Origin of the sequence: Nonomuraea sp. NPDC005650 (genome assembly GCF_040605375.1) — a bacterium.
In the GTDB taxonomy this organism is placed as follows: Bacteria; Actinomycetota; Actinomycetes; order Streptosporangiales; family Streptosporangiaceae; genus Nonomuraea.
In genome coordinates this window covers 378,766-404,857 of the sequence record NZ_JBEXCR010000005.1, presented here as the reverse complement: position 1 = coordinate 404,857, position 26,092 = coordinate 378,766, and the positions used below count along the sequence as shown (strand labels likewise).

Genomic DNA, 26,092 nt, shown 5'->3' with positions numbered 1-26,092 from the left:
CCGGGCGACCCGTCACCTAAACGGCCCGTCGCCCAAGCTCCCCCGTCCAAGCTCCCCCACCCGGCCTCTCCCGCCTGAGGCGCACCCAACAAGCCTCAGCCCTCCCCTCATCCCTCAGGTCGGCCGGATCAGCCTCGCCCTCCAAAGGCCGGACATGCCGCCTATCAGCCCTCTGACCTGCTTTTCCTTCCCTTCCTCTCCACAGGTCCTCTCAGGGGCGGGTAGTTATCCACAGCCACCGCAGAACCCACTCCGGATCTTGCTCGGACATGGAACCCTTCCCGCCATGAGGCCACGTGTGAAGCCCGCCCTCCGGCGCATCATCCGCGACGAGCACACTCTCCAGTACGGCGCCCACCCCCTCCGGGCCGTCCTGCTGAGCGGCCTGACCGAAGCCGTCCGGCAATGGATAGAGGGCCTCGACGGCACCCGCGACCTGGAGTGCGTCCTGAAAGAAGCCGCCTCCGCGGGCCTGGACGAGATCCGCGCCCGATCCCTGCTCGACCAACTCGCCGCCCAAGGCGCCCTCCACGACGCCGCCACCAGCCCCGCGCCGATCGCCGACCTCCCCCTGGCCGAACGAGACCGTCTGCGCCCAGACCTCGACGCCCTCGACCTCGCCTCGACCGCCCCGGACGGCGCGATCGGCCTCTTCGCCCGCCGCCGCGAACGGCGGGTGCGCGTCTATGGGGCAGGCCGAGTGGGTGCTCAGGTGGTCGCCCTGCTCGCCGCCTCAGGGGTCGGCAACATCCGGGTCCTCGACCCAGGCACGGCACGCCCATGCGACATCACACCTGGTGGACTGACGTGGACGGAGGTGGGCCTCCCCCGCGAGATCGGCGCCGCCCTGATCGCCACCCGACTCACCTCAGGCGGCCCCACCCCCACCCCCACCGGCTCCCTCCGCCCCGAAGCACCTCAACCCATCCCCACCACCAGCACCGGCTCCACCCGCGCGAACAACAACACCCGAGCCACCACACCCAGCCGCCACTTCGAAACAACCCCGACAGCCCAAACCACCCAACCCCACCACCCGACCCAAGCCACGCAAAGACCTCCCGCCACCCAATCCGAGAACGAAACCCACACCACCCAGGTCAGGGAGGACACTCACGCCGCCCAAGCCGGGAAGGGCCCACAATCCACCGGTTCGGCACGAACCGCGCGCCCCACGAGTTCGGCACGTACCCCGTACTCCACCAACTCCGCGCGAGCCGAGCGCCCCACCGTCCCTCTGCAACGAGCCCGACCCGCCGCCCCATTGGCCGACGAGCCAGACGAGCCAGACGAGCCACCCCGCACGAACAAGAACACAAGGGCCGGGAAGGACGCGAGGACCGGGAAGGCCGTGAGAGCAAGGGAGAGCATGAGGGCCGGAGAGAGTGTGAGAGCCGGGGAGGACTTGAGGCCGTCCGTCAATGCGTTGGCGGGAGGGCCGTATCTCGGGGACAAGTCGGATCGGCCCGACCTCGTCATACTCACGCCCGTCGGCCCCCTCGACGGCGTACTGGTCAACGAGTTGACCTCGCTCGGCATCCCGCACCTCCTTGCGTCAGCCTTCGAAGGGCATGGGACCGTGGGCCCGCTCGTCATCCCGGGGAAGACGGCGTGCCTGCACTGCCTAGACCTGACGCGGCGGGATCGCGACCCGATGTGGCCGATCGTGACCGCCCGGTTGGGTGGGTATCCACCGGGCGAGATAGCCTGCGATGCCACCCTGGCGGCGCTGGTCGCGGCGGCGGTGGTCGGTCATGCGCTTGCTCATCTTGATGACAGAGAGTCGGCTGTGACCAACGGCACAATGGACGTAACGCCTGATTGGCGCTGGAAAAGACGGTCGTGGACCCTACATCCGCAATGTCGTTGTATGCGAAACAATCCATATTCGCTAAGAATGGTCATGTCTCCTAACCGCGACTGACGTGCTCAGAGGACGACCATGAAGGGGGGAAGCGGTATCTCGTCGAGGTTCCGCGCATGAGGGTGAGCGATCTTCCGCGTCGTGCTGTCACGCGTTCCGCCAAGCTGGCCGCCCTTCCACTCGGTTTCGCCGGCCGTGCAGCCCTCGGGCTGGGCAAACGGCTTGGCGGCAAGTCCGCGGAGCTCGTGGCTCAGGAGGTTCAGCAGCGTACGGCCGAGCAGATCTTCAAGGTGCTCGGCGAGCTCAAGGGCGGCGCGATGAAGCTCGGCCAGGCGCTGTCCATCTTCGAGGCAGCGCTGCCGCAGGAGATCGTCGGCCCCTATCGCGCCACGCTGACCAAACTTCAGGACGCCGCTCCCCCGCTGCCCGTGTCCACCGTTCACAAGGTGCTCACCGAGCAGTTGGGTGACGACTGGCGGGAAAACTTCCTGTCGTTCGACGACCAGCCAACAGCCGCGGCGTCGATCGGCCAGGTACACAAGGCCGTGTGGCACGACGGCAGGGAGGTGGCCGTCAAGATCCAGTATCCCGGGGCAGGCAAGGCGCTGCTCGGCGACTTCGCGCAGCTGGCGCGGCTGGGCAGGCTGTTCGGCGTGCTGCTGCCCGGCCTCGACGTCAAGGCCGTCCTGGCGGAGCTGCGCGAACGGGTCGCGGAGGAGCTCGACTACCTCCGGGAGGCCGAAGCCCAGCATGCCTTCGCGCTGGAGTTCGACGACGATCCCGACTTCCACGTCCCCGATGTGATCGCGGCCAACGAGCTGGTGCTGGTCACCGAGTGGATGGACGGCACCCCGCTGTCCCGCGTCATCACCGAGGGCACCAAGGAGCAGCGCGATCAGGCGGGTTTACTCTTCGTACGCTTCCTCTTCTGCTCCCCGGCGCGGGTCGGGATGCTGCACGCCGACCCACACCCGGGCAACTTCCGCATGCTGGCCAACGGCAAGCTCGGCGTCCTCGACTTCGGCGCGGTCAATCGTCTGCCCGGGGGCTACCCCAAGGCGTTCGGCCAGCTGACGCGCATCTTCAACGAGGGCGACATGGAGACCGTCATGGCGGGCCTGCGCCGGGAGGGCTTCATCCGCACCGACGTCGAAATCGATCCGGACGCGCTGCGGGCCTTTCTCGCGCCGTACGTGGAGCCGACGGCGGTGGAGGAGTTCACGTTCAGCCGGGAGTGGCTGCAGGCCCAGGCCGCGAGTGTGGCGGACCTTCGGCCTACCAACGTGATCCGCCAGCTCAACCTGCCTGCCTCGTACGTGCTCATCCACCGCGTCCACGCGGCGGGCATCGGCGTCCTCTGCCAGTTGGGCACCACGGCGCGCTTCCGCGACGAGGTGATCCGCTGGGTCCCCGGCTTCGCCGACGACCCCGACGACGAGGCCCTGGCCATCGGCTGACCGTCCCAGTTATGGGGGCTGATCTGACGGCTCGTTGGCGGGCCGCAGGGATTTTACTGAACGCGAGGTTAACTTCTGACTCCTCTGTGTAATGATACGAGTGCAAGCCGTTACCCACTCGAAAGGATCCACATGCGCCGACCCGCGCGCCTGCTCACGGCCTCCGCAGACCCACTCGCTCCCCCACCCCCCATGGCGCGGGTATCGCGAACGCGGACAGCCCACATGAGCACGCGCACGGTTCGGCGCCGTGATGCCTGAGGTGGGTGCGATGTCCTGATGTCCGTGACCGATCCAGCTCCACCCACGGCCCATCCAGGTCCGTGGCCCCCTCCGCCGGTCGGTCCACCAGGCCCGTGCATGAGCTCGTGCCATGCTCGGAGATCCCACCGGCGCTGATGGTCAGCACACCCCCTCCAGGGTGCTGAGCCGGCGCCGGTGGGTGAGCACCAGAGCACGTCTTCGGGCAGCACAAGCTGGTGGTGGCAGTCAGCGTCAGGACACGACTTCGGGCAGCCAAGCCGACACCGGCAGGCAAGCATCAGGCCACGCCTACATGCATTACATGCCTACGGGCAGCTGACGCCGGTAACCGAGTATCAAACCGTCCGCCACCTCGACGCCGAGATCGGGGGCAGTGGATGGGACAGCAGCAGCGCACATCGTCCCATGTGCCGATGGGGTGCCTGAGGACGGACAGCAGCACCGATGCCGGCGCGCCTGCGGGCGATCTGCGACGCACTCCTTGCTTCGGTGCCGACGCCGGCCCCGGCCAGCGAGCGGCGGGACCTGGGCACGGCTTTTGCATGCGGCACCGGCGACGGTGAGCGGACCACGGTTTGGACACTGCCTCCTGCGGGATGCGCCGAGGTCCGCGAGAGAGCGGCAGCGCACGTCGTCCCACGGCGCCGATCCGATGCCCGAGGGTGGACGGTGCAGCACACCCACGTGCCGTGCCGACACCGGCAACGGTGAGCGGACAGCAGCAGGAGGTCTCTTGCGGCGGTATCGCGCCACTGCCCAATGGACAGGTAGAAGGGTCCCGTCCGGCAGCGCCGACCTCACGGACGACAGCAGAGCGCTCTTTCCCGCGGTGTCGGCATCGAGGTCGGTGGGCGGGCAACTTCAGGGCACCCTCATGGCGGTGGTGCGCGGGCAGAAGGGCGCGCGTCGTCCGATGGTGTCGGTGTCGGCGGCCGTTCAGGTCAGACCGGAGAGTAGGGCGTGGACGCCGTCGGTGAGCACGCGTTCGCCTTCCTCGCGAGAGTTCAGGAACCAGCCCGGGAGCGGGCTGCGGAGTGAGCAGGTCAGTTCGATGCTGACGATGCCGTGGATGGTGGTCCACACCAGGTACGCGGCGCGTACTGGGTCGTTCGACTGGATGAGCCCAGTCTGGGCCGCGGCCGTGGTGGCTTGGGTGAGGAGGTCGAAGGTGAGGCTGAGGGCGTCGTTGCGGCGCTGGGGTGAAGGGTCGAAGTCGGGGAGCGGGCGCTCGAACATCAGCGCATAGAGAGCGGGATCCGCCAGCGCGAACTCCCGGTAGCCGCGCGCCACCGCCATGATCCGAGCGAGCGGGTCGGCGTGGCCGTTCAGCGATGTGGCCATGGCGTCGTGAAGAATGCTGAAGCCGTACTCGTAGATCGCTTCCAGGAGGCCGGCGCGGCCGCCGAAGCAGGTGTAGATGCCCATCGTGGAGGTGCCGGCGACGTCCGCGACGCGGCGGAGGGTGAGGTGGAGGGCGCCCTGTTCGCGGAGAACGCGCATGGCCGCGTCGAGCAGGTCCTGGCGCAGCGCGCCGAGTTCTTTCGGGGTGCTTACGTCTCTCGGCACACTCTCACCATATCCGGCGATAACGCGCATCATAACGATCGTTATCGCTTGATATCACCGAGAGAAAGGGCTCCAGAGATGGGTGTCTATCGGGTCACGGCGGCGGCGGGGTTCGTGTGTGCCGTCCTGCTCGTGGTGAACTCGGCTCGACGCGCCGGGCTCCTGCCTGAGACGGCGTTCACGCACGCCATCGCGCCGTTCGGGGCGCTGACGGGCCTCCTCGCGATCACCGGCATCTACCTGCTCATCCGGGGTACGGCGGGCGGCCTCGGACTCGTGGGGTACGTGCTCAACTCGGCCGGGCTGGCCGGGGCGTTCGCCATCGAGTACATCCTGCACTTCGTCTTCCCCTACCTCGGCGGGGGCACGGTCAGCGAGCTGCTGGCCGGGAGCACGGGGCGAGCGTTCCTGGTCACGTCGGCCGTGCTGTTGGCGGGGGTGCTGACCTTCAGCGTGGCGGCGATCAGGAGCGGGGGCATGCCCGTGGTCGGTGTGGTGCTATATGCGGTGGGGATGGTTCCCGGGTCTTTGCGGAACGTGGTGCCGCTGCCGGTTTATCTGACTGGGCTGGTGGTGGCGGCGGTCGGGGTCGCTTGGATGGCGGCCCGGCTGTGGGGCGCGGCGGAGGAGGAGCTCGTCGCGCATCCGCCACAGACGCCGGGCATCCGGCCGACGGCCTGAAAGCACCATCATCGCTCCAGTCCCGGGGTTCCGAGGTTCTGGGGTTCTGGGGTTCTGGCGGGAGGTCCGGGAGGAGCCGAACCAGTCAACGGGCTGGGGCACGTCCGTAAAAGGGGAGAGCCGGGCGCTGGCGGCGCCCGGCTCTCTAAAGGATCCGGTGGGAGATCCTGCGCCGGCGGCAGGATCTCCCGGATCACATCTGACGGCTCAGGGCCTCGCGGAGGCGGTCGTTCGCCTGCTTGACCTTGCGTCGCGCACGCTGCACGCGCGTGACGCGGGCGATGAGGCGCTGCTCCTCCGCCTCTCGGTGGAGGGTTTGTATTCGGTCATTCACCAGGTCATGGATGAGATCCGGCACTGCTCGGCTCCTCGTGATCTGAGTGCTCATTGGTATGTGTTCGCTTTCTGGTAGTTGGTGCGGTGGTCAGGCAGCGACCGGGTGCTTGCGGGGACGCCCGCGCGGACGCTTCCGGGGAACGATCGCTCCCCTGAGGATGAGTTCGCCGCCCCAGACGCCCCACGGCTCCTCGCGCTCGAGCGCGCGGGCCAGGCAGGCCTTCTGGATCGGGCAGCCGCCGCAGAGAGCCTTCGCGAACTCGACGTCCTCCGGCGACTCGGCGAACCACAGGTCAGGGTCGGTACGGCAGGGGATCTTGGCTTCGTCGATCAGGTCCATGATCGTCTTCGCCCCCATCTGCTTTCTCCTTTTGTCGATCTTTTTGATCTTGGTCGGGCACCTCGTAGGTGGTCGGGAAACACGGGCAAATAAGTAAGGCCGCGGATCCGTCTGTGGATCCGCGGCCTGGTGGGCTGCAATACGCCGGTCAGGTTATGACCGGTGCATCCCTCCAGGGTTGCGGACCCCACAGTCCACCCTTGGTGAGCTGGTAGGCCGGCAGTTCGATACGTGCCTTGTAGACAGGAGCAGCTGGCGCGGCGTGGAAGCGCGCGCGGAAGGCGGCGGCCTGGCTACGGGCAGACTTCTCCTGCCGCAGCTTGGTGGGACCATCAACGAGTCTCACCGAGTTACGGCACGCGGAAGCGAGCCACTGCGTGGCTGACATCTGAATGCTGATCACCGGTGACTCACCTCCACTCTTGAGACCGTCGGAACAGTAGTGTCCGACTCGCTTGACCATGACCCTAGACCGGGAACCCGGGAACGGGCAACATATTTTCTACCTGCGATTTTGTTACATTGACCGCGCCTGACGGCCTATTGCACGCGGCGTGTCGAGCACTATTTCGTCAGGCGGATCATGGCCTCCTGGACGACCGAGACCACGAGCTCCCCGGACGCGGTGAACATCTCGCCGCGGGCAAGGCCCCGAGCTCCCCCCGACCAGGGGGACTCCTGAGCATAGAGCAACCAGTCGTCGGCCCTAAAGGGGCGGTGGAACCACATGGCGTGGTCCAGCGAGGCGCCGGAGACGTTCGAGGCGCCCCAGGCCATGCCGTGGGTCAGCAGGATCGTGTCGACCAGCGTGAAGTCGGACGCGTACGCGGCCAGCACGACGTGCAGGAGCGGGTCGTCGGGCAGGTCGGCGTGGTAGCGGAACCACACGTTGGTCTGGGCGCTGCGCAGCTCGGGGTTCTTGAACGCCTCCCAGGTGAGCGGCGAGACGTATCGGGCGTCCACCGGGCGGGGACGCGAGAACCACTCGCGCAGGTCCGGGTGGTCGCCGACCGCCTCGTGCATCCTGTCCTGGAATGTGGGGAGCGACTCGGGGTCGGGCACCTGCGGCATCTCGGACGCCTGATGCGCCACGCCCTCCTCCGCGATGTGGAACGACGCCGACATCGTGAAGATCGCCTTGCCGTGCTGGATGGCGACGATCCTGCGGGTGGTGAACGAACGGCCGTCCCGGAGGCGTTCGACGTTGTAGACGATCGGGACGGCGGGATCGCCCGGCCGGATGAAGTAGGCGTGCAGAGAGTGGACGTTCCGGTCCTTCGGGACCGTACGGCCGGCCGCCACGAGGGCCTGGGCCGCCACCTGACCGCCGAAGACCCGCTGGATGCGCTCCTCCGGACTCCTTCCCCGGAAGATGTCCAGCTCGATCTGCTCCAGGTCGAGCAGGTCCAGCAGCTCCTTCAGCGCCTCGTTCACGGGTTCGCCCCCCCTTGTGCTCTCGGGTGTTGGGGACAAGTCTGACGTGCCCCTTGTACGGGACTAAAGCGGGGCTGTCAGTCGGCGCGGCAGAGGGACAGGACGGCCTCGCCGTAGCGGTCGACCTTGATCCTGCCGATGCCCGCTATCGACAGCAGCTCCTGCTCCGTGGCAGGCGCGCGCTCGGCGATGGCCTGGAGGGTCACGTCGGTGAAGACGACGTACGGCGGGACCTTGGACTCCTTGGCGACGGTGGTGCGCCAGGCCTTCAGCCGTTCGAGGAGGGCCTCGTCGTAGTCCGCCGGGCACGTGGAGCAGCGGCCCAGCTTCTGCTCGGCCGCCGCGACCAGCGTCTTGGCGCACACCCGGCAGCTCACCGGCGCCGCCACCGGACGCCGCTCCCGGGGCGAGGAGGTGGAGATGCGGGGCGGCGACGAGGAGGTGCGGGGGGCGAGGCCGTCGAGGAAGCGGGAGGGGCGGCGGGTCCTGCGGGCGCCGGGGGCGCGGGCTCCGGCCCAGGAGAGGGAGAGGTGTTCGCGGGCGCGGGTGACGCCCACGTAGAGGAGGCGGCGTTCTTCCTCGATCTGCTCCGGGGTCTCGGCGTAGATGATGGGGAGCATGCCGTCCGTCAGGCCGACCAGGAAGACGGCGTCCCACTCCAGGCCCTTGGCGGCGTGGAGGGAGGCCAGCGTGACGCCCTCCACGGGCGGGGCGTGCTGCTCGGAGGCCCGGCGCTCCAGCTCGGCCACGTACGCGGACAGGTCGGCGCCCTCGGCCGCCAGGTCTTCGGCCAGGTCGGCCAGCGCCTTCAAGGACTCCCACTTCTCCCTCGCCTTGCCGCCCCCAGGAGGGGAAGGGGTCAGGCCGACGCCGGCGAGGATGTGGTGGACCTCCGAGGCCAGGGGCTCCCCGGTGTCGGAGCGGGCGGCGCCGCGCAGCAGGACGACCGCCTGGCGGACCTCCGGGCGGTCGAAGAAGCGCTCGGCGCCGCGCAGCATGTACGGGATCTCGGCCTTGGACAGGGCCTCCTCGTACGCCTCCGACTGTGAGTTGACGCGGAACAGGATCGCGATCTCCCGCGAGGGCACGCCCTTGTCCAGGAGCTTCCTGATCGCGCGGGCCGCCCCGGCGGCCTCGGCGGGCTCGTCGTCGTAGTCGGAGAACGACGGCTTGGGGCCGTCGGGACGCTGGGCCACCAGGTCGAGCCGGTGCGGAGACCTGACGACCAGCCGGTTGGCCAGGTCGACCACCTGCGGGGTCGAGCGGTAGTCGCGCACCAGCTTGATGACGGCGGCGCCGGGATGCTCCACCGCGAAGCCCGTCAGGTAGCGCGGGGTGGCGCCGGTGAAGGAGTAAATGGTCTGGTTGGGGTCGCCGACCACGCAGAGGTCGTCGCGGCCCCCGAGCCAGGTGTCGAGCAGGAGCTTCTGCAGCGGGTTGACGTCCTGGTACTCGTCGACGACGAAATAGCGGTATTGCTGGCGGATCTGCGCCGCGACCTCCTGGTGCTCGGTCATCACGGCCGCGGTCAGCTCCAGGATGGTCTCGAAGTCGACCAGGTGGCGTTCGCGCCTGATCTGCTCGTACGCCTCGTAAAGGCGGGCCACCTCCTCCGGCGGGACCGGGGGCGTGCGGTGGTATTTGGCCGCGGCCCCCACGTAGTCCTCCGGGCCGATCTGGGTGACCTTGGCCCATTCGAGCTCGGCCGCGATGTCCCGCAACTCGGACCGATCCGGATTTTTCCGGATCTGGCGGCAGGCCTCCACCAGCACCGGGAGCTTGGACTCGATCACCGAGGGCGCCGAGCCGCCGATGACCCTCGGCCAGAAGTAGGTGAGCTGCCGCAGCGCCGCCGCGTGGAACGTGCGGGCCTGCACGCCGGGCGCCCCGAGCGCGCGCAGCCGCTGGCGCAACTCCCCCGCCGCGCGAGTGGTGAACGTCACAGCGAGCACGCTCTGCGCGTCGACCACCCCGCTGCGGACCGCGTGCGCGATGCGATGGGTGATCGCCCTGGTCTTGCCGGTGCCCGCGCCGGCCAGCACACACACCGGCCCGCGCACCGCCTCGGCCACCGCGCGCTGCTCGGGGTCGAGACCGGCCAGGACGTCATCCATGTTGTTCACCCGTACATACTCGCAGGTGTAGCGGAGACCCTCTTTATTCTGGCAACATGCGGGCCGACGTATGTTCATAGCCACCAGATGCAAAGAACCGGTCTCTTCCCTCACAATGGGTCCGACCATCTGCATGGGGGAAAGGAAGGCCGTGCGAACTGCGGTTTTCGCGGGCGTGCTCGCCCTTGCTGCTGTCGTGCTCACGCCCGTGGCCGCCAGCGCCAACAAGGAGCCGACGCCCGGCCCCACGGACGCCGTCGACCAGTACGGGCTCGGCGGCTTCTCCACCGAGACCGTCTCGTACGGCCCCCAGGCACGTCAGGCCATGGATGTCTGGTGGACCCCCGACGGCCAGGAGCGCCCGGGCGTCTTCCTGATCCACGGTGGCTGGTGGTCCGGCGGCGACAAGCGTTACATGAAGGAGATCGTCCGCCAGTACGCCGAGCAGGGCTACACGGTCTTCAACCTCAACTACCGCCTCTCCGGCGACGCGGCGTGGCCCGCGCAGCGCTCTGACGCGCTGGCCGCCATCTCAATGGCCCGCAAGCACGCCGAGCGGTGGGCGTTCGACGCGAGCAACTACGTGGTGGTGGGTTTCTCCGCCGGCGGCCACATCGCGGCGGCCGTGGGCACGTACGGCGACGGCATCAGCGGCCTCAAGGGCGTCGTCGGCCTCTCGCCGATCATCTCGCCCCTGCGCGCCTACTCCGACGGCGAGAAGTCGCAGGACCCCAACAAGCGCAAGCTGCGTACGGCCGCCATCCGCCTGGCCGGAGGCTGCGCGCCCAAGGGCAAGTGCTCGCGGATCTGGGCCAGCATGGAGGTGGCCTGGCACGCCAGCCGCAAGGACGCGCCGATGCTGACCGTGCATTCCAAGGACGAGTTCGTGCCGCCGGTGCAGAGCCAGCTGCTCAAGACGATGCTGGGGCAGGTGGGCGTGCCCGTGACGGTGATCACCCAGCCGGGCGTCAACCACAGCAACCCGCTCTACCGCGAGCCCGGGGTGGCCGAGCAGGTGCAGGCCTGGATCGCCGACCGCATCGGCTGAGCTGAGGCAGAGCTGAGGCAGAGCTGAGGCAGAGCTGAGGCAGAGCTGAGGCAGAGCACCCTGAGGCGGGACGCCCCGCCTCAGGAATGAACTTGCACAGTCCGGTTGTTGCATGGAACGCCTATTTTGCTGACCTCCGGAGGGATCTCCCGACATGGCGCTCACGGTCTACAGCACCACCTGGTGTGGCCCCTGCAAGCGGCTCAAGTCTCAGCTCACCCGCGAGGGCATCAGCTTCAAGGACGTCGACATCGAGCGCGACCCGGCGGCGGCCGAGTTCGTCATGAGCGTCAACAACGGCAACCAGGTGGTGCCGACCGTGGTGATCGAGACCCCCGACGGCCGCGTCGTGCGCACGAACCCCTCGGCCCGCGAGGTCAAGGCCCTGCTCGGGGCCGCCTGATCACCAGTCGCCGGTCAGCTCGCCGCCGTACCAGGTCTCGATCAGGCGGCGGGCGATCGACACCGGCGGGGGCAGGCGCAGCTCGCCGGTCTCCAGCGCTCGCGCCAGTTCCTCGCGCGAGAACCAGCGGGCCTCGGCGATCTCCTCGGCGTCCGGCGTGAGCTCGGTCGACGTGGCCTCGGCGAAGAAGCCGAGCATGAGGCTGCGCGGAAAGGGCCAGGGCTGGCTGCCGAGGTAGCGCGGGCGGACGACGGTGACGCCCACCTCCTCCGCCACCTCACGGGCGACGGCGTGCTCCAGCGACTCCCCCGGCTCCACGAACCCCGCCAGGATCGACAGCCGGCCCTCCGGCCACTGCGGGCCGCGGGCGAGCAGGCAGCGGTCGCTCTCGTCGCGGACCAGCATGATCACCGCGGGGTCGACCCGGGGGAAGTGCTGGCTGCCGTCCTGCGGGCAGACCCTGATGTGCCCCCCGGCCTGCACGTCGGTGCGGGTGCCGCAGCGCGGGCAGTATTCGTGGGTCGTGTGCCACGCCTCCAGCGCCACGGCGTAGACCAGCAGGCCCGCGTCGCGGTCGCCGAGCAGGCCCCCCACCTGGCGCAGCCCGGCCGCCACCGGCTGGCCCTCCGGCGTGTCGCGCAGGCTCATGGGGACGGTCACCCGGCCGTTGACGTCGCCTCTGGGCACGCCGGGCAGCGGCGCGGCCACCGCGAAGTAGGCGACGCCCTCCTCGACCCCGAGCAGGTAACGCTCGCCCTGCGGCGCGTCGCCCGGTGAGTACAGCACCGCCTGCACCTCGTCGCCCGACCGCCGCACCAGTGTGTGACCGTCGTCGATCACCAGCACCTTCGTCGACGGATCGGACCACGCCCGCTCCAGCCACTGCTCGTTGGCCCGCAGCGCCGAGGATCTGTCGATCGTGCCGCGCGCCAGAAGCAGAGGCCCGATGAGTTGCTCTTCCGCGGTCATCTCCACAGGCCGCCCCCTCCCGAAATCCCCTGTCATCCTATGACCTCGCAGTTAGCCGGCGATTACGGTATCCGGGCCCCGGGGCGATCTCTCTAAGGCTAAGATCAACGAGTTAGGTTAGCCTTACCTGATACCCCGGGGGTGCCTTCGCGTTGCGGCTCTATCTGACCGCGCTCAAGACAACCGATTCCGTGACGTACGGCTTCCTGCCCGCGGCCGAGGCGCTGGGCCTGGAGGTCACGGTCCTGACGGATCGGCCGGAGCGGCATCCGTACGCGGTGGCGTGCGACGTACGGGACCCGCGCGCCCTCATCGACGCCGTCGAGAGCCTCGGCAGGCCGGACGCGATCTTCACCAACTCCGACCACCTGCAGGCGGAGACCGCGCTCGCGGCGGACTACTTCGGCCTGCCGGGGAAGGACTGGCGCGCCTGCCTGGCCGCCAAGAACAAGTTTCTGATGCGTCGCAGGCTCCACGAGGCCGGGGTCGAGCAGGTGTGGTCGATCCGGCTCGCGCCCGGCGATCCGGTGCCCGAGCGCCTGCCCTACCCGGTCGTGCTGAAGCCGCGCGAGGGCGTGGCCAGCGAGGACGTCATGCTCGTCGAACGCGACCTGGCCGCCGCCGTGGCCCAGGTCAGGAAGCGGCGGCCGGGCGAGACGCTGGTCGCCGAGGAGTACCTCGAAGGGCCGCTGCGGACGCTGGAGACGCTCGGGGACGCGTCCGGGACGCGGGTGCTCGGCGGGTTCGAGACGACGCTGGGGGCGCTGCCGTACTTCGTCGAGGAACGGCTCGACTGGGCTCCGCGGGACGGGTCTCACGAGCACGTGCTGGCGGCGCTGCGGGCGCTGGGGGCCGGGTTCGGGGCCTGCCACACCGAGTACGTGGTCACCCCGCGAGGGCCTCGGATCGTCGAGGTGAACTATCGGGTGATCGGCGACCATTGCGACTTCCTGCTCGGCGATGTGCTCGGGGTGCCGCTGTTCGAGTGGATCCTGCGGGCGCATCTCGGGGAGCCCGTGCCCGACATTCCGGAAATTTCCTCGTACGGGACTGCGGTCAGCCTGGTCGCCGACCGGTCGGGGACCGTCAAGGACGCCCCCGGGGCCGAGACCGTCGTCGAAGGGGACGTCCGGCTGTGGCACCGGCCGCTGCGCGCCGTCGGGGACGTCGTGTCGCTCACCCACACGAACCGCGACTACCTGGGCGTCGTACGCGCCGTCGGCCCCTCGCGGGAGGCCGTGGACGCGGCCGTCGAGGCCTACCGCGCCGCGCGGCCGTGGGTGGTCGAATGAGCGATCGGGAGGCCTACCTGGCCGCCCGGGTCCTGAACGCGTTGCTGCGCGAGGACTACGGCGGGCTGTCCTCCCGGATCAGCCGGACGAAGGACGGCGTGGGGCTGCTGCTGGCGGACGGCCGATGGGTGTGGCTGGCGCCCGGCGCGCTGTTCCAGGACTTCGTGGTCGCCCCGGAGGAGCGGCTCGGGCTGGAGCAGGTGCTGGAGACGCTGGTGGAGGTCGCGGACCCGGCGGACGCGGAGGGGGTCGCGGCCTTCTTCGAGGAGTGCCTGGCGGCCCTGGCCGCTCTGGAGCTGCACGACTCGCGGGCCGGCGAGGTGCTCGGGCGCGGCCCCTCCTACGAGTCGCTGGCCGCCTTCGTGGATCATCCCGTCTATCCGACGTCCCGGGCCCGGGTGGGGCTGTCGGAGCAGGAGCTGCTGGCCTACGCGCCGGAGTTCGCGCCCTCGTTCGAGCTGCGGTGGGCGGCGGTGCCGCGCCGCTCGCTCGCGCCGGGCTCCGCCGCGCGCTTCCCCGCCGACGCTGGCCCGTGGGAGCTCGGTCCGGACGAGGCGCTGTTCCCCGTGCACCCGCTGACGGTCGGCGAGGTGCGGAAGATCGACGGGGTACGGGTGCTCGACGAGGCGCGGTTGACCGTTCGGCCCACGCTGTCCATGCGGACCGTCGAGATCGACCCGCGCACCCACCTCAAGCTTCCCCTCCCCATCAGCACCCTGGGCGTCCGGAACAGGCGGTCGATCAAGCCGGGCACGCTGAGCGACGGCGCGAAGGCCGAGCTGCTGCTCCGCGAGCTGGCCGGCCCGGAGGTGGCGCTGGCCGACGAGCAGGTCCACGCGCACGCCGGGCACGAGTACCTCGCCTGGATGGTCCGGCGGCTGCCCGCGGGGAAGATCGTGCCGGTGGCCGCGCTGGCCGCGCCCGGGGTGCTGGACGGGCTCGGCGACGTCGTCCCTGCCTACCTGCGGCTGCTGCTGCGCTGGAACGTACGGCTCTTCGTGCGGTACGGCGTGGCGCTCGAAGCCCACCAGCAGAACCTCGCCCTGGTCTTCGAAGGAGACCGGATGCGGCTGCTCGTCAAGGACAACGACGGCCTGCTGGCCTCGCCCGCGCGGCTGCGGGCGGCCGGGATCCGGGTGCCGGAGTTCGCCGACGAGCGGATGCTGAGCGACGATCCGCACGCGCTGGCCGACGTGTTCGTGACCATCACGCTGCATCTGGCCGCCGCCGCCGTGGCGTTCGGGGCGATGCCGCACGCCGAGGCCGCGGCCCTGCTGCGCGGCACGCTGGCCGAGGCGCTCGACGAGTACGGCGAGGACCCCATGGCCAGGATCCTGCGCGCCAGAACCCTGGACGCGGCCAGGCTCACCGGCAAGTCCATGATCACCGCTGGGACGCTCGTGGCCAAGGAACGTTCCGGCGCCCGCGACGTCAACAAGTTCTACGGCACCAGCGGGCCCAACTACCTGAGGAGACCATGAATGCACGCTCCGGCCATCGACGCGACCTCCGCCCTGGCCGAGGAGGCGACGCTGGCGGCCCTGCTGCGCTGCTGCGTGCGGGAGGTGGCCGGGCCGCGCGGCCTGGTCTGGCCCGCGCCGCCGTACCTGCTGCTGCGGGTGGCGGGCACGCTGCTGCGGGTCCGCACGCACGGCGGCGCGGCGCTGCGCTTCGACGGCCGGCCTGAGCGCCTGGAGGAGGGCGCCTGGCAGCCCCTGACGACCGACGAGCTGGTTCTCCTGGCCGGGTCCGACCTCCACGGGGAGAACGGCGAGTTCGCCGAGCAGGTGGTGGCCAGCCGCGAGGCCGTGGCCGCGATCCTGCGCGCCCGGGAGGACGCCGTCCCGCCCGCCGATCCGTGGCTGGCCTCGGAGCAGTCGCTGGTGTACGGCCATCCCTTCCACCCCAGCCCCAAGGCGCGCGGCGGGGACGGCTGGTTGCGCTACGCGCCCGAGGCGCACGCCCGGTTCCCCGTCCGGCTGCTCGGCGTGCGCGAGGACGTGCTCGCCGAGGGCGGCGATGCGTCGGTGCTCGACTCGATGGGCGAGGCGCCGCGCGGCTACCGGCTGCTTCCCGCGCACCCGTGGCAGCTGGAGCTGCTGCGGCCCGCGTTCGGGGCCGAGCTGATCGACCTGGGGCCGGGGCCGGAGGTGCTGCCGACCTCGTCCGTGCGGACCGTGTACGCGCCCGGGGCGGAGGCGTGCCTGAAGTTCTCCCTGGACGTGCGGATCACGAACTGCGTGCGCAAGAACGCCTGGTACGAGCTGGCCGGCGCCGTCGAGCTCACCTCCCGCCTGGGCCCGATCTTCAAGGAGGTCGCCAACAGGCACCCGGCCACCCGCTGGCTCCCCGAGCCCGGCTACCGCTCGGCGGCCCTCGGCACCCGCCTCCACGAGGGCCTGGGCGTGATCGTCCGGCAGAGCCCCTGGACCGCCTGCTCCCCCGGCGTGACCCCGGTGCTGGCCGCCGCGCTCGCCCTCGACGCGCCGGTCGCGGACCCGCTCGCCTGGTGGCGGGCGTACGTGGCGGCGGTGGCGCTGCCCGTCATGGAGCTGTATTTCGCGTACGGCGTGGTTCTGGAGCCCCACCTTCAGAACGTCCTGGTCGGCCTGGACGCGGACGGTCTCCCCGCTGAGTCCGTCTTCCGCGACCTGGAGGGCACCAAGCTCGTCGCCGGCCGCCACGACCTCGACGGCCTGCGCCCCGAGGTGGCCGCGGCCCTGACCTACGACGCCGAGCGCGGCTGGGCCCGCGTGGTGTACTGCCTGCTGGTCAACCACCTGACCGAGATCGCCGCCACGGTCGCGGGAGCGGACGACGGGCTGCTGCGCGAGCTGTGGCGGATCGCCCGCGACCTGCTCGCCGGCCAGGCGGGCGACCTCGGCCGGCCGCTGCCGCTGTCGGACCTGCTGGCCGGCGCGCCACTGCCCGCCAAGGCGAACCTGGGCGTCCGCTGGGCGCGGGCGGCCGACCGGACCGCCGGTTACGTCCCGATCGCGAACCCGCTCGCATGATCACCGACTGCGTCCAGGACGCCGCCCTGCGCCTCGCTGAGGCCCCCGCCTACCTGTACGACCTGCCCGCGCTGGACGAGCACGCCGCCGCCGTACGGCGGGCGCTCGGCGCGGTCGAGCTGTACTACGCCGTCAAGGCCAACCCGGACGCCGAGTTGCTGCGCGTGCTGGCCGGGCAAGTGGACGGGTTCGAGGCGTCGTCGGCGGGCGAGCACGCGCACGTCACGACCCTGTTCCCCGGCAAACCGGTCGCGCTCGGCGGGCCCGGCAAGACCGACGCCGAGCTGCGCCTGCCGCACCACCGCATCCACGTCGAGTCCCCGAACGAGCTGCGCCGCCTCCTCGCCACCGGGCTGGAGGCCGACGTGCTGCTCAGGCTCAACCCCGACCTGCCGGTCGAGGGCGCCGCGCTCACGATGAGCGGGCCGTTCGGCATGGACGAGCGGGGCGTGGAGGAGTGCCTGCCGCTGTTCACCGACCGGGTACGCCTGCGCGGCCTGCACACCCACCTGGCCAGCGGCCTGGACGCCCCGCAGCTGCTGACCCTCGCCAAGGCTCTGCTGGACAACGAGCACGAGGAGGTCAACCTGGGCGGCGGCATGGCGGTGTCGTACGCGGCGCCGGAGTCCAGGTTCGACTGGGCGGCGTACGGGGCGGGCCTCGCGGCCCTCCGGGGCGGGCGACTCCTGCGGATCGAGCCCGGCAGGGCGCTGACGGCGTACTGCGGCTACTACGTGACCAGGGTCGTGGACGTGAAGCGGGTGCGCGGCGAGGCGTACGCGATCCTGCTGGGCGGCACCCACCACCTGCGGACCCCGGCGACCAAGGGCCACGACCAGCCGTTCACGATCCTGCCCACGGGCGAAGGGCCGGGCGTGGCGGACGAGCCGATCACCTTCGTCGGCCAGCTGTGCACCCCGAAAGACGTCTTCTCCCGAAAAATCGTGACCTCGGCCCGCGTCGGGGACACCGTGGTCTTCGAGATGGCCGGGGCCTACGCCTGGAACATCTCGCACCACGACTTCCTCATGCACCCGAAGCCGTCGTTTCACTATCTACGAGCTTGACACCCTCGACGATCGCGACCAGGCCGTCGGCGTCGAGCAGGTCGACCGGGCGGACGGTGCGGTTGGCGCGTACGTAGTGGAAGGCCGCCCGCACCTTCTCCAGCGGCACCCCCGCCAGGTGCGACCAGGCCAGCCGGTACGCGGCGAGCTGCACCGACGCCACCCTGGTGGCCTTCTTCCCCCTGGGCGGCACGCCGGTCTTCCAGTCGACGACCTCGTAGCCGCCGTCGGGCAGCTCGAAGACCGCGTCCATCCGCCCGCGCACGAGCCGGTCGGCGATCATGGTCTCGAACGGCACCTCCAGATCGACCGGCCGCCGATCGGCCCACTCGCTCTGCTCGAACCGCTCCTGCAGCTCGGCCAGGCGCACGTCCGCCTCTTCGAGCTCCTCGTCGTACAACTCCAGGTCGTCGATCAGCCGCTGCTGGTCCCACCGCGTCTCCAGCCACTTGTGGAACGACGTGCCCCGGCGCGCCAGCGGCGCGGGCTTGACCGGGACGGGGCGGCGGATCCTGCGGGCCAGCTCGCGCGGATCGCCGGCCAGCGTGACCAGCGACGACACGGTCAGCTTGGCCGGCAGCTCGACGATCGTGGCCGGCCTGCGCCGGTGCAGCTCCCGCTCGCGCAGCAGCAGCTCGGTGTCGCGCTCCCAGGCCCGCAGCCGCTCCTCCTCGAACGCGCGCAGCGGCTCGTCCTCCTCGTCGGCGAGCGCCCCGGCCAGGGCGTCCTCGACCAGGCGGGCGCCGTCGAGCACCGACTCGTAGCGCAGGCCCTCGGGCGTGACCGGCCAGATGGCCTCGGCGGGCTCGGCGAGCAGCGGGTTGGTGGCGCCGTCGGCCAGGTCGCCGGCCCAGAACGAGACGCGGTCGGCGGTGTCGCGGATCTCCAGCAGGAAGTCGGACGGCTCCAGGGGCTTGGTGGCGCTGCCCCAGCGATAGCCGGAGGCGATCAGGTGGTAGTGGGCGCGGGTCACGGCCACGTACGCCAGCCTGCGCTCCTCCATCAGGTCGCGCTCGCGGCAGTGCTCGTCGAACGCGCCCAGCTCCTCCTTGCTCAGCCCGCCCAGCCTGGGCAGGTCGGCGGCGTCGCCGCGCAGCGGGTAGGGGAGCTTGCGCGGGTTTTCTGTCCAGCGGCTGTTCATGACCGGGGTGGCGGGGAAGATGCTGCCCGTCGCGATCGTCCCCTTCGAGCTCACGAGCTGCGACAGGCCGGGCACGACCACGATCGGCCACTCCAGCCCCTTGGAGGCGTGGACGGTCATGAGCTTGACGCTGTTGCTGTCGCCGACCCGGCCCGCCTCCAGCCCGAACTCCTCGCTCTCCGCCGCCTGCAGGTAGGCCAGGAACGCGCCCAGCGTCGGGTCCTCCGCGTCGCCCGCGAACCTGGACGCGGCGTCGAGGAACGCGTCGAGGTCGGCCCGCGCCGCGAACGTGCTCGCCGTGCCGCTGCGCGCGGCCACCTCGACGTCGAGGCCGATCGTCCGCTCGACCTCGCTGATCAGGTCGGGCAGCGGCTGCGCGGTGTGCGCCCTGAGCCGGCGCAGCTCGTGGGCCAGCGCGACGAGCCTGGTGCTCGCCAGCGGCGAGAACGTCTCCAGCCAGTCTTCCCTGTCGGGCAGCTCGTCCAGCGCGTCGACCAGGCTGCCGCGCTCCTCGGCCAGGTCGGCCACCACCTGGTCGAGCGGGTCCTCCTCCCGGCCGCTCTCACTCAGCTCGCGGGCCAGCTGCCTGGCGTGCTCCCCCAGCACCCGCAGGTCGGCGGGGCCGATCCGCCAGCGGGGCCCGGCCAGCAGCCTGGCCAGCGCGTCGCCGGCCGTCGCGTCGTACAGGACGCGCAGGGTGGCCACGATGTCGGTCACCTCGGGCACGGTCAGCAGGCCGCCGAGGCCGACCACCTCGACCGGGATGTCGCGCTCCTCCAGCGCCCTGCGCAGCGCGGGGAACTGGGAGCGCTTGCGCGCCAGGATCGCGACGTCCTGGGGCTGCACGGCGAGCGTCTTCTTGCGCTCCTTCTCGCCCCAGGGCAGGCCGTCGGGCGCCGTCTCCGTGCCCAGGATCCTGGCGATGCCGTCGGCGACCCACCTGGCCTCGTCCTCGGCCGTCTCGTGGAAGGCGCAGGTGACCCGGCCGCGGTCGACCCGGTTGGGGCCGGGGACCAGGACCGGCACCTCGCGGGCCTCCATGCGGAGCTGGAGCTGGACGCGGGCGGCGACGTCGAGCACCCGGTCGCCGTTGCGGAAGCTGACGCTGAGCTGGCGGATCTCGGCGGGGTCGCCGGTGCTGGTGCGGAAGTCCTGGGGGAAGCGGCGGAGATTGCCCGCGGAGGCGCCGCGCCAGCCGTAGATGGACTGGCAGGGGTCGCCCACGGCGGTGACCGGGTGGCCGCCGCCGTAGAGCGAGCGCAGCAGGACGAGCTGGGCGTGGCTGGTGTCCTGGTATTCGTCGAGCAGGACCACGGAATAGCGGCCGCGCTCGATCTCGCCGACCTCGGTGTGGTTGGCGGCGATCCTGGCGGCCAGCGACATCTGGTCGCCGTAGTCGATGACCTCGCGGCCGCGCTTGAGCCGTTCGTACGCCTCCACCATCGGCAGCAGCTGCTCCCGGGCGGCCTGGACGCCGAGCGGCTTGCGCTGGGCCACGGTCGTCCTGCCGGGCAGCGCGTCCTGCCTGCCCCGCAGCCACTCCCCCACCCGCCGCACGTCGCCGGCCGATCGCAGGTGCTCCGACAGCTCGCCGGCCAGCTCCAGCACCGCGGCGGTGACCGACGGCGGGCCCAGCTCGATCCGGTCCATCGGCCCGTCGTACATCGCCACCACCCGCGACGCGAGCTGCCACGACACGGCCGGCGTGACCAGGCGCATGGTGGGCTCCAGCCCTTCGCGCAGGGCGTGGTCGGTGACCAGGCGGGCGGCGTAGGCGTGGTAGGTGGACACGGTCGGCTCGTTGTCGAGCGCGCCCGGCTCCACCAGGCCCGCCTCGGCCAGGCCGTTCAGGCGCTCCCTGACCCGGTTGGCCAGCTCGGCGGCGGCCTTGCGGGTGAAGGTCAGGCCCAGCACGTTTTCCGGTTTGACCAGGCCGTTGGCGACCAGCCAGACCACGCGCCCGGCCATGGTCTCGCTCTTGCCCGAGCCCGCGCCGGCCATGACGACCATGGGCTCCAGCGGGGACTCGATGACCGTGGCCTGCTCGCGGGTGGGGGGCAGGATGCCGAGCTTGCCGGCGAGTTCGGCGGGGGTCAGCACACCTGGCCCCCGTTGTCGTTGACCGGGCAGCTCGCCCTGGCCGCGCACGTGCGGCAGCCGTCGTTGACCTTGGCCTGGAAGAACGGGCCCGACATGCCGGTCGCCACTGTGTCGACCAGGTCCGCGGCCCAGCCTGGGTCCCTGTCGTCGGCCAGCGGCGGCTGCGCCTGCTCCAGTGCGTCGTTCTTGCCCGCCGCCTTGCCGACCTGGACCAGCGCGGCGCCGCCCGGCTCGGTCATGCCGTGGCGCGCGAAGGCCCCGAGCAGCGCGGCGAGCTGGTAGACGCCGAGCTGCGGATGGCGGTCGAGGTCGCCGGCCTTGGGCTTGGAGCCGCCGGTCTTGAGGTCGATGATCACGGCGCGGTTGTCGGAGTCGCGCTCGACCCGGTCGACGCGGCCCTTGATCTGGACGCCCTCGGTGACCATCGCCGTGAACGCCTCCTCCAGGGCCACCAGCTCGCGCGGGTTTTCCTTGTGCCAGCGCAGGAACTTGCCGATCATCTGCTCGGCGACCTGGCGCTGCTTGCGGTTGTACCAGACGCCGCCGAAGTCGAGGTCGCCCCAGACCTGGTTGAGGCGCTCGCCCAGGAGGTCCTCGCTGGGCAGGTCGGTGGCCGCCAGGACGGCCAGGGCGTGGATGATGTTGCCCAGGCCCTGGGCGGTGCTGGTGCCCGCGGCGCCGACGGCCGTCTCCAGCAGCCAGCGCAGGCCGCACTTGGTGAAGCTCTCGACCGCCGAGGGCGAGATGCTGACGACGTCGTCGGGCCAGCTCAGCGGGCGGTCGTCGGAGATGGGCGTGAGGGCGTACCAGTCGTTGGGGTGGGCCCCCTGGACGCCCGCGGCGGCCAGCCGGGCGAGCTGCCTGGCCGCTGTCTGCCGCAGCTTCCTGGGCTTGGTGGGGTCGGTCACCGCGCTGCGGAGGTCGGCCACCAGCGCGGACATGTTCAGCCAGCGGGCCCGGTCGTCCACCGTGGCCGACTCCACCGCTCCCGGCATCAGCTCCGACAGGAACCTGGACGGGCGCTCGTCGGTGTCCTCGCCGCCCACCGCGGTCACCACCAGCCTGCGCCTGGCCCTGGTGGCGGCCACGTAGAACAGCCTGCGCTCCTCGGCCAGCAGCTTGGAGACCAGCGAGGCGGCGTTGGGCTTGGTGCCCTCGACCACCTCGACGAGGTCCTCCACGCCGAGCAGCGACCCGCGCAGGCGCAGGTCGGGCCAGACGCCCTCCTGGACGCCCGCGACGACCACGACGTCCCATTCGAGGCCCTTGGAGCGGTGGGCGGTCAGCACGCGTACGGCGTCGCCGTCGGGAGCCCGGTCGGCCAGCGTGTCGCCGGGGATCTCCTGGGCGGCCAGGTCGTCGATGAACACCTCGGGACCCGCCTTGGGCATCCGGTCCACGAACCGGGCAGCGTGGTCGAACAGCGCCACCACGGCGTCGAGGTCGCGGTCGGCCTGCGCGGCCCTGGGGCCGCCCTGCAGGCTCTGCTCGGTCCAGCGCCCGGCCAGGCCGCTGGCGTGCCAGACGGCCCACAGGAGGTCTTCGGCCGTCCCCTCCTGCTGCGCGGCCTCGCGGGCGGCGGCCAGGAGCTTGGCCACGCGCTCGGCGGGGACGGCGACGTGGTCTTCGACGCGGATGAGCTCCCTGACGTCCTGCACGGCGGCGACCAGCAGCTCGCCGGACGAGCGCGTGCCCTCGGCCTCGTTCTCGGCGATCTTGAGGGCGCGGCGGAGGCGGCGCACGCCGATCATGTCCGTGCCGCCGAGCGGGCCCGTCAGCAGCTCCTCGGCCACGCCCTCGTCGAGCTGGGCGGGATCCATGGCCACGCGGAGCATGGTGAGCAGCGGCCGCACGCCGGGCTCCTGCGCGATCGGCACCTCGTCGCCCGCGATCATCGTCGGCACGCCCGCGTTGACCAGCGCCCGGCGCAGCAGCGGCACCTGGCGCTTGGCCGAGCGGACCAGCACCGCCATCCGGCGCCACGGCACCCCGTCGATCAGGTGCGCGCGCCGCAGCGTGTCGGCCACGATCGCCGCCTCCTGGCTGGTGCTGTCGGCCAGCAGCACCCGCGCGTCACCGGCGTCGGCGTCCGGGAGCGCCGCCAGGTCGCGGTGGTCGTGCTCGTGCCCGTACGCGTGGTCGGGCATGGGCGCCACCGGCAGCCGGGCCGCCACCCGGCGGGAGGCCTCCAGCAGGTCGGCCCCGCTCCTGCGGCACACCCGCAGCGCCAGCACCGGCGCGTCGCGGCCGTCGAGGGTCTTGAACCGCTCGGGGAACTTCATGATGCCCTGCACGTCGGCGCCCCTGAAGCCGTAGATCGACTGGTCGGGGTCGCCGACCGCGACCAGGTCGGCGCCGTCGCCGGCGAGCTGGGCCAGCAGGAACTCCTGTGCCGGGTCGGTGTCCTGGTATTCGTCCACGAACACCACGTCGTGCGCCGCCCGCTCCCGCTCGCGCACCTCCGGCCGGGCCAGTAACGCCGAGGCGGCCCCGATCAGCTCGGCGTAGTCGTAGGTCTCCTCCGGGTCGAGGTCGAACCTGTCCTGGTAGCGCTCGGCGAACCTGCCCGCCGCCGCCCAGTCGCTCCTGCCGTGCAGCCTGCCGAGGGCGATCAGCCGCTCGGCGTCGAGCCCGCGCTCGTTGGCCCTGGACAGGAAGTCGCGCAGCTCCTCGGCGAAGCCCCGCGTCTTGAGCGGCTCGCGCAGCGACACCGGCCAGTCGAGCGCGCCCTTCTCCAGCTCGCCGTGGAGCAGCCGCCGGATCTCCAGGAGCTGCTCGGGGCCGGTCAGCAGGCGCGGCGGGGCCTTGCCCTCCAGCACCGACTCGCGGCGCAGGAGCGCGTACGCGTAGGAGTGGAAGGTGAGGGCCAGCGGGGTGCGGGTGGTGCGGCGCAGGCGGGCGGTGACGCGCTGACGCAGCTCCTCGGCGGCCTTGCGGCTGAAGGTGAGGATGAGCACGCGCTCGGGGTCGAGACCGCGCCGCTCGATCCTGTCGACGACGCTCTCGACGATCGTGGTGGTCTTGCCGGTGCCCGGACCCGCGAGAACGAGCAGCGGGCCGCTCTGGTGGGCGACCACGGCACGCTGGTGCTCATCGAGCACAGGGGGCGCAACAGGGCCACTGTTGCCGCGTCGCACCAACCGCCAGGTCTGACCACTCACAGCACTAGATTCCACCAGACCACAGGGACAGATCGTGCCGACTTGCCCGGTCTCCCCACGCGATCCGCCTACCGTACCGGGGCGAATCTCTACTTTCTCGCGCGACACGCCGCCCTCATGTTCGCCGACAGCTTCCCGCGATATATCTTGACTTCGGCTAGACGCGACATATCGTGTTTGTCATGGCTGACAAGGGATACAAGGGCGTCGGCATGGAGGGCGCGATCGCCCGCTGGTACGCCGCCGGCAACGACCGGTCGCCTGACAGGTACTCCGAGCAGGTCGAACGGGTGCGCGAGCTGGCCGGGCCGGGCAGCGAGGTCCTGGAAGTGGCCCCCGGGCCCGGCCACCTGTCGATCGCCCTGGCCGGCACCGGCGACTACACGGGTCACCGGGGCTCGACATCCGCCAGACGTTGCGTCGGCGCGCGTACACCAAGTCCGAGTTCGAGGACTTCTTGAAGCGCTTCCCACGGATGAATCCGGAGGATTCCAGCCGTCCCCACCGTGCGGCTACGCGCATGGTCGCGACGCTGTTGCTTGGCGATTCACCTTCCGGCCCCGCTTTCGCGAGTTTCCACGCCCCAGCCCGCACACCCGGTCTGAGCTGTGCGTGCTCCGCCCTCCCGGCGGTGAGTAGATCCTGCCTCGGCCTCCCCCGCGAGCTTGGTTATCACTCACGTGTTCGACCGCGGCCCACCATATCCGCGCTGGATGCGCCACCGCAGCCGATTCCCCCATATCCGATCGCGCGGACGTCCTTCCGCACGTACGACACCCGCCTGTCGCCTCTGTCGCTAGACGTCGACCTGCGGAAGTGATCGATGATCTCGCCTACGGAGCGTCCCGCCTTGTAACGTAGGGTCATCATTGCACCTCGGTGTGGGGGTTGATCGCATGCGGTGGCAGGTCCACTCCGAGAGGTCGCTGTACGCCGACCCGTGGCTGGACGTCCGGGTGGCGGATGTGGAGCTGCCCGACGGGCGCCGCATCGACCACCGGCTCGTACGCTCCGCACCCGGCGCGGGGGCGGTCGTCACCGACGACCAGGACCGGGTACTGCTGATCTGGCGGCATCGCTTCATCACCGACAGCTGGGGCTGGGAGATCCCGCTGGGCCAGGTGGACGAAGGCGAGATGCCCCGGGTGGCGGCGGCGCGCGAGGTCGAGGAGGAGACCGGCTGGCGTCCCGGCCCGCTGCGCCCGCTGCTGTCCATCCAGCCGACCAACGGCTTCACCGACAGCCTGCACCACGTCTACCACGCCGACTCGGCCACCCACATCGGCCCGCCCTCGGACCCTTGCGAGGCGGAGCGGGTGGAGTGGGTGCACGCCTCGGGCATCCGCAAGCTCATCGAGAACGGCGAGATCGTCTGCGGGACCACCATGTCGTCGCTTCTCTACCTCCTGGTGGAGAACCTCCCGAACGGCGGCTTCCACCGCACCGCAGACCTCGCCTTCGACTACGACCCCGACCGCCGCTTCCTCCTCCCCGACCTCCCGGACCTCTTCTAACCTCCGCCGACCGGGCCCCGGCGCGATCGCAGGCCCGCCGCACGCATTGCGCCCGGCGCCCAAGGCGAGGGTGAGGCGCCGCACGGAGAGCTCGCGCCGAAGGGGCGCCCCGGGCGAGCGGTCGGGGCGGGGGTGCGGGGAGGGGCGGCGGGCCGGGTGGTGCGGGGAGGGGCGCGCCTTTGGCCACGGAGCCGGTCAAGAGTGCGCGTCGTCACGGCGACCGGCCCGTGAGCCTTCACGACCGGCCATGACGGACGGCCGCTGACGTCGGCGCGTGCGGCCCACCGTGCGCAGCCGTAAAAGATGGGGGCCTTGACGGGCGCGCGG

General features: G+C 71.1%; 19 protein-coding genes. 11 read left to right on the top strand and 8 right to left on the bottom strand.

What is annotated here, in order from left to right; all coding sequences use genetic code 11:
• The first annotated feature begins 298 nt into the window (after positions 1-298).
• Both ABZS69_RS11620 and ABZS69_RS11615 read left to right on the top strand, forming a co-directional pair.
• Positions 299-1,924 carry a hypothetical protein gene (locus tag ABZS69_RS11620; RefSeq protein ID WP_355369813.1) on the top strand — a complete coding sequence of 542 codons (1,626 nt, stop codon included), beginning with the start codon at positions 299-301 and terminating at the stop codon, positions 1,922-1,924.
• Positions 1,925-1,986: 62 nt separating this feature from the next.
• A complete protein-coding gene (locus ABZS69_RS11615; protein WP_355369875.1) occupies positions 1,987-3,321 on the top strand; it encodes an AarF/ABC1/UbiB kinase family protein in 1,335 nt (444 codons plus the stop codon).
• 1,200 nt (positions 3,322-4,521) lie between these two features.
• On the opposite strand, the gene ABZS69_RS11610 is transcribed toward ABZS69_RS11615, so the two are convergent.
• Complete coding sequence (locus ABZS69_RS11610; RefSeq protein WP_355369811.1) at positions 4,522-5,151, bottom strand: TetR/AcrR family transcriptional regulator; 630 nt, start codon at positions 5,149-5,151, stop codon at positions 4,522-4,524.
• A gap of 78 nt (positions 5,152-5,229) precedes the next feature.
• Between ABZS69_RS11610 and ABZS69_RS11605 the strand changes: the two genes are divergently transcribed.
• Complete coding sequence (locus tag ABZS69_RS11605) at positions 5,230-5,832, top strand: hypothetical protein (RefSeq protein ID WP_355369809.1); 603 nt, start codon at positions 5,230-5,232, stop codon at positions 5,830-5,832.
• Positions 5,833-6,025: 193 nt separating this feature from the next.
• Here the strand turns inward: ABZS69_RS11605 and ABZS69_RS11600 are convergent, their stop codons facing one another.
• The 4 genes from ABZS69_RS11600 to ABZS69_RS11585 form a co-directional block, all read right to left on the bottom strand.
• Positions 6,026-6,190: a hypothetical protein gene (locus ABZS69_RS11600; RefSeq protein ID WP_355369807.1), complete on the bottom strand. Its 165-nt coding sequence runs from the start codon at positions 6,188-6,190 to the stop codon at positions 6,026-6,028.
• A gap of 66 nt (positions 6,191-6,256) precedes the next feature.
• On the bottom strand, positions 6,257-6,526 hold the full coding sequence (locus ABZS69_RS11595) for a WhiB family transcriptional regulator (protein ID WP_350725390.1): 270 nt from the start codon (positions 6,524-6,526) through the stop codon (positions 6,257-6,259).
• A gap of 546 nt (positions 6,527-7,072) precedes the next feature.
• Positions 7,073-7,942 (bottom strand): acyl-CoA thioesterase II, encoded by an 870-nt coding sequence (tesB, locus tag ABZS69_RS11590; RefSeq protein WP_355369805.1) that lies wholly within the window; start codon positions 7,940-7,942, stop codon positions 7,073-7,075.
• A gap of 77 nt (positions 7,943-8,019) precedes the next feature.
• Positions 8,020-10,056, bottom strand: a complete 2,037-nt coding sequence (locus tag ABZS69_RS11585; RefSeq protein WP_355369873.1) for an ATP-dependent DNA helicase UvrD2 — start codon at positions 10,054-10,056, stop codon at positions 8,020-8,022.
• A 151-nt stretch (positions 10,057-10,207) separates the two neighbouring features.
• Between ABZS69_RS11585 and ABZS69_RS11580 the strand changes: the two genes are divergently transcribed.
• Together ABZS69_RS11580 and ABZS69_RS11575 are read left to right on the top strand one after the other, a co-directional pair.
• Positions 10,208-11,104, top strand: coding sequence for an alpha/beta hydrolase (locus tag ABZS69_RS11580; RefSeq protein ID WP_355369803.1), 897 nt, complete (start codon positions 10,208-10,210; stop codon positions 11,102-11,104).
• Positions 11,105-11,258: 154 nt separating this feature from the next.
• Positions 11,259-11,507, top strand: coding sequence for a mycoredoxin (locus tag ABZS69_RS11575; RefSeq protein ID WP_355369801.1), 249 nt, complete (start codon positions 11,259-11,261; stop codon positions 11,505-11,507).
• Here ABZS69_RS11575 and nudC read toward each other — a convergent pair whose 3' ends face one another.
• Positions 11,508-12,476, bottom strand: coding sequence for an NAD(+) diphosphatase (gene nudC / locus ABZS69_RS11570; RefSeq protein WP_355369871.1), 969 nt, complete (start codon positions 12,474-12,476; stop codon positions 11,508-11,510).
• Between the two features lie 152 nt (positions 12,477-12,628).
• Between nudC and ABZS69_RS11565 the strand changes: the two genes are divergently transcribed.
• From ABZS69_RS11565 to ABZS69_RS11550, 4 genes are read left to right on the top strand one after another with little or no spacing between them, the layout of a single operon-like run.
• Positions 12,629-13,768, top strand: a complete 1,140-nt coding sequence (locus ABZS69_RS11565) for a siderophore biosynthesis protein (protein ID WP_355369799.1) — start codon at positions 12,629-12,631, stop codon at positions 13,766-13,768.
• Positions 13,765-15,249 carry an IucA/IucC family protein gene (locus ABZS69_RS11560; protein ID WP_355369797.1) on the top strand — a complete coding sequence of 495 codons (1,485 nt, stop codon included), beginning with the start codon at positions 13,765-13,767 and terminating at the stop codon, positions 15,247-15,249. Before ABZS69_RS11565 ends, ABZS69_RS11560 begins: the two co-directional genes overlap by 4 nt.
• Positions 15,250-16,782 carry an IucA/IucC family protein gene (locus ABZS69_RS11555; RefSeq protein ID WP_355369795.1) on the top strand — a complete coding sequence of 511 codons (1,533 nt, stop codon included), beginning with the start codon at positions 15,250-15,252 and terminating at the stop codon, positions 16,780-16,782.
• Positions 16,779-17,849, top strand: coding sequence for a type III PLP-dependent enzyme (locus ABZS69_RS11550; RefSeq protein ID WP_355369793.1), 1,071 nt, complete (start codon positions 16,779-16,781; stop codon positions 17,847-17,849). Before ABZS69_RS11555 ends, ABZS69_RS11550 begins: the two co-directional genes overlap by 4 nt.
• Here the strand turns inward: ABZS69_RS11550 and ABZS69_RS11545 are convergent.
• Positions 17,809-21,090 carry an ATP-dependent DNA helicase gene (locus ABZS69_RS11545; protein WP_355369791.1) on the bottom strand — a complete coding sequence of 1,094 codons (3,282 nt, stop codon included), beginning with the start codon at positions 21,088-21,090 and terminating at the stop codon, positions 17,809-17,811. The two genes, ABZS69_RS11550 and ABZS69_RS11545, sit on opposite strands and share 41 nt — an antisense overlap.
• Positions 21,084-24,191, bottom strand: a complete 3,108-nt coding sequence (locus ABZS69_RS11540) for an ATP-dependent DNA helicase (protein WP_355369789.1) — start codon at positions 24,189-24,191, stop codon at positions 21,084-21,086. The genes ABZS69_RS11545 and ABZS69_RS11540 overlap by 7 nt, the downstream gene beginning before the upstream one ends.
• A 242-nt stretch (positions 24,192-24,433) precedes the next feature.
• Here ABZS69_RS11540 and ABZS69_RS11535 point away from each other — a divergent pair, with 242 nt between their 5' ends.
• On the top strand, positions 24,434-24,712 hold the full coding sequence (locus tag ABZS69_RS11535) for a hypothetical protein (RefSeq protein WP_355369787.1): 279 nt from the start codon (positions 24,434-24,436) through the stop codon (positions 24,710-24,712).
• Positions 24,713-25,147: 435 nt separating this feature from the next.
• The gene (locus tag ABZS69_RS11530) at positions 25,148-25,765 is read left to right on the top strand and encodes an NUDIX hydrolase (protein WP_355369785.1); all 618 of its coding nucleotides are present in this window, start codon (positions 25,148-25,150) and stop codon (positions 25,763-25,765) included.
• Positions 25,766-26,092 lie beyond the last annotated feature (327 nt).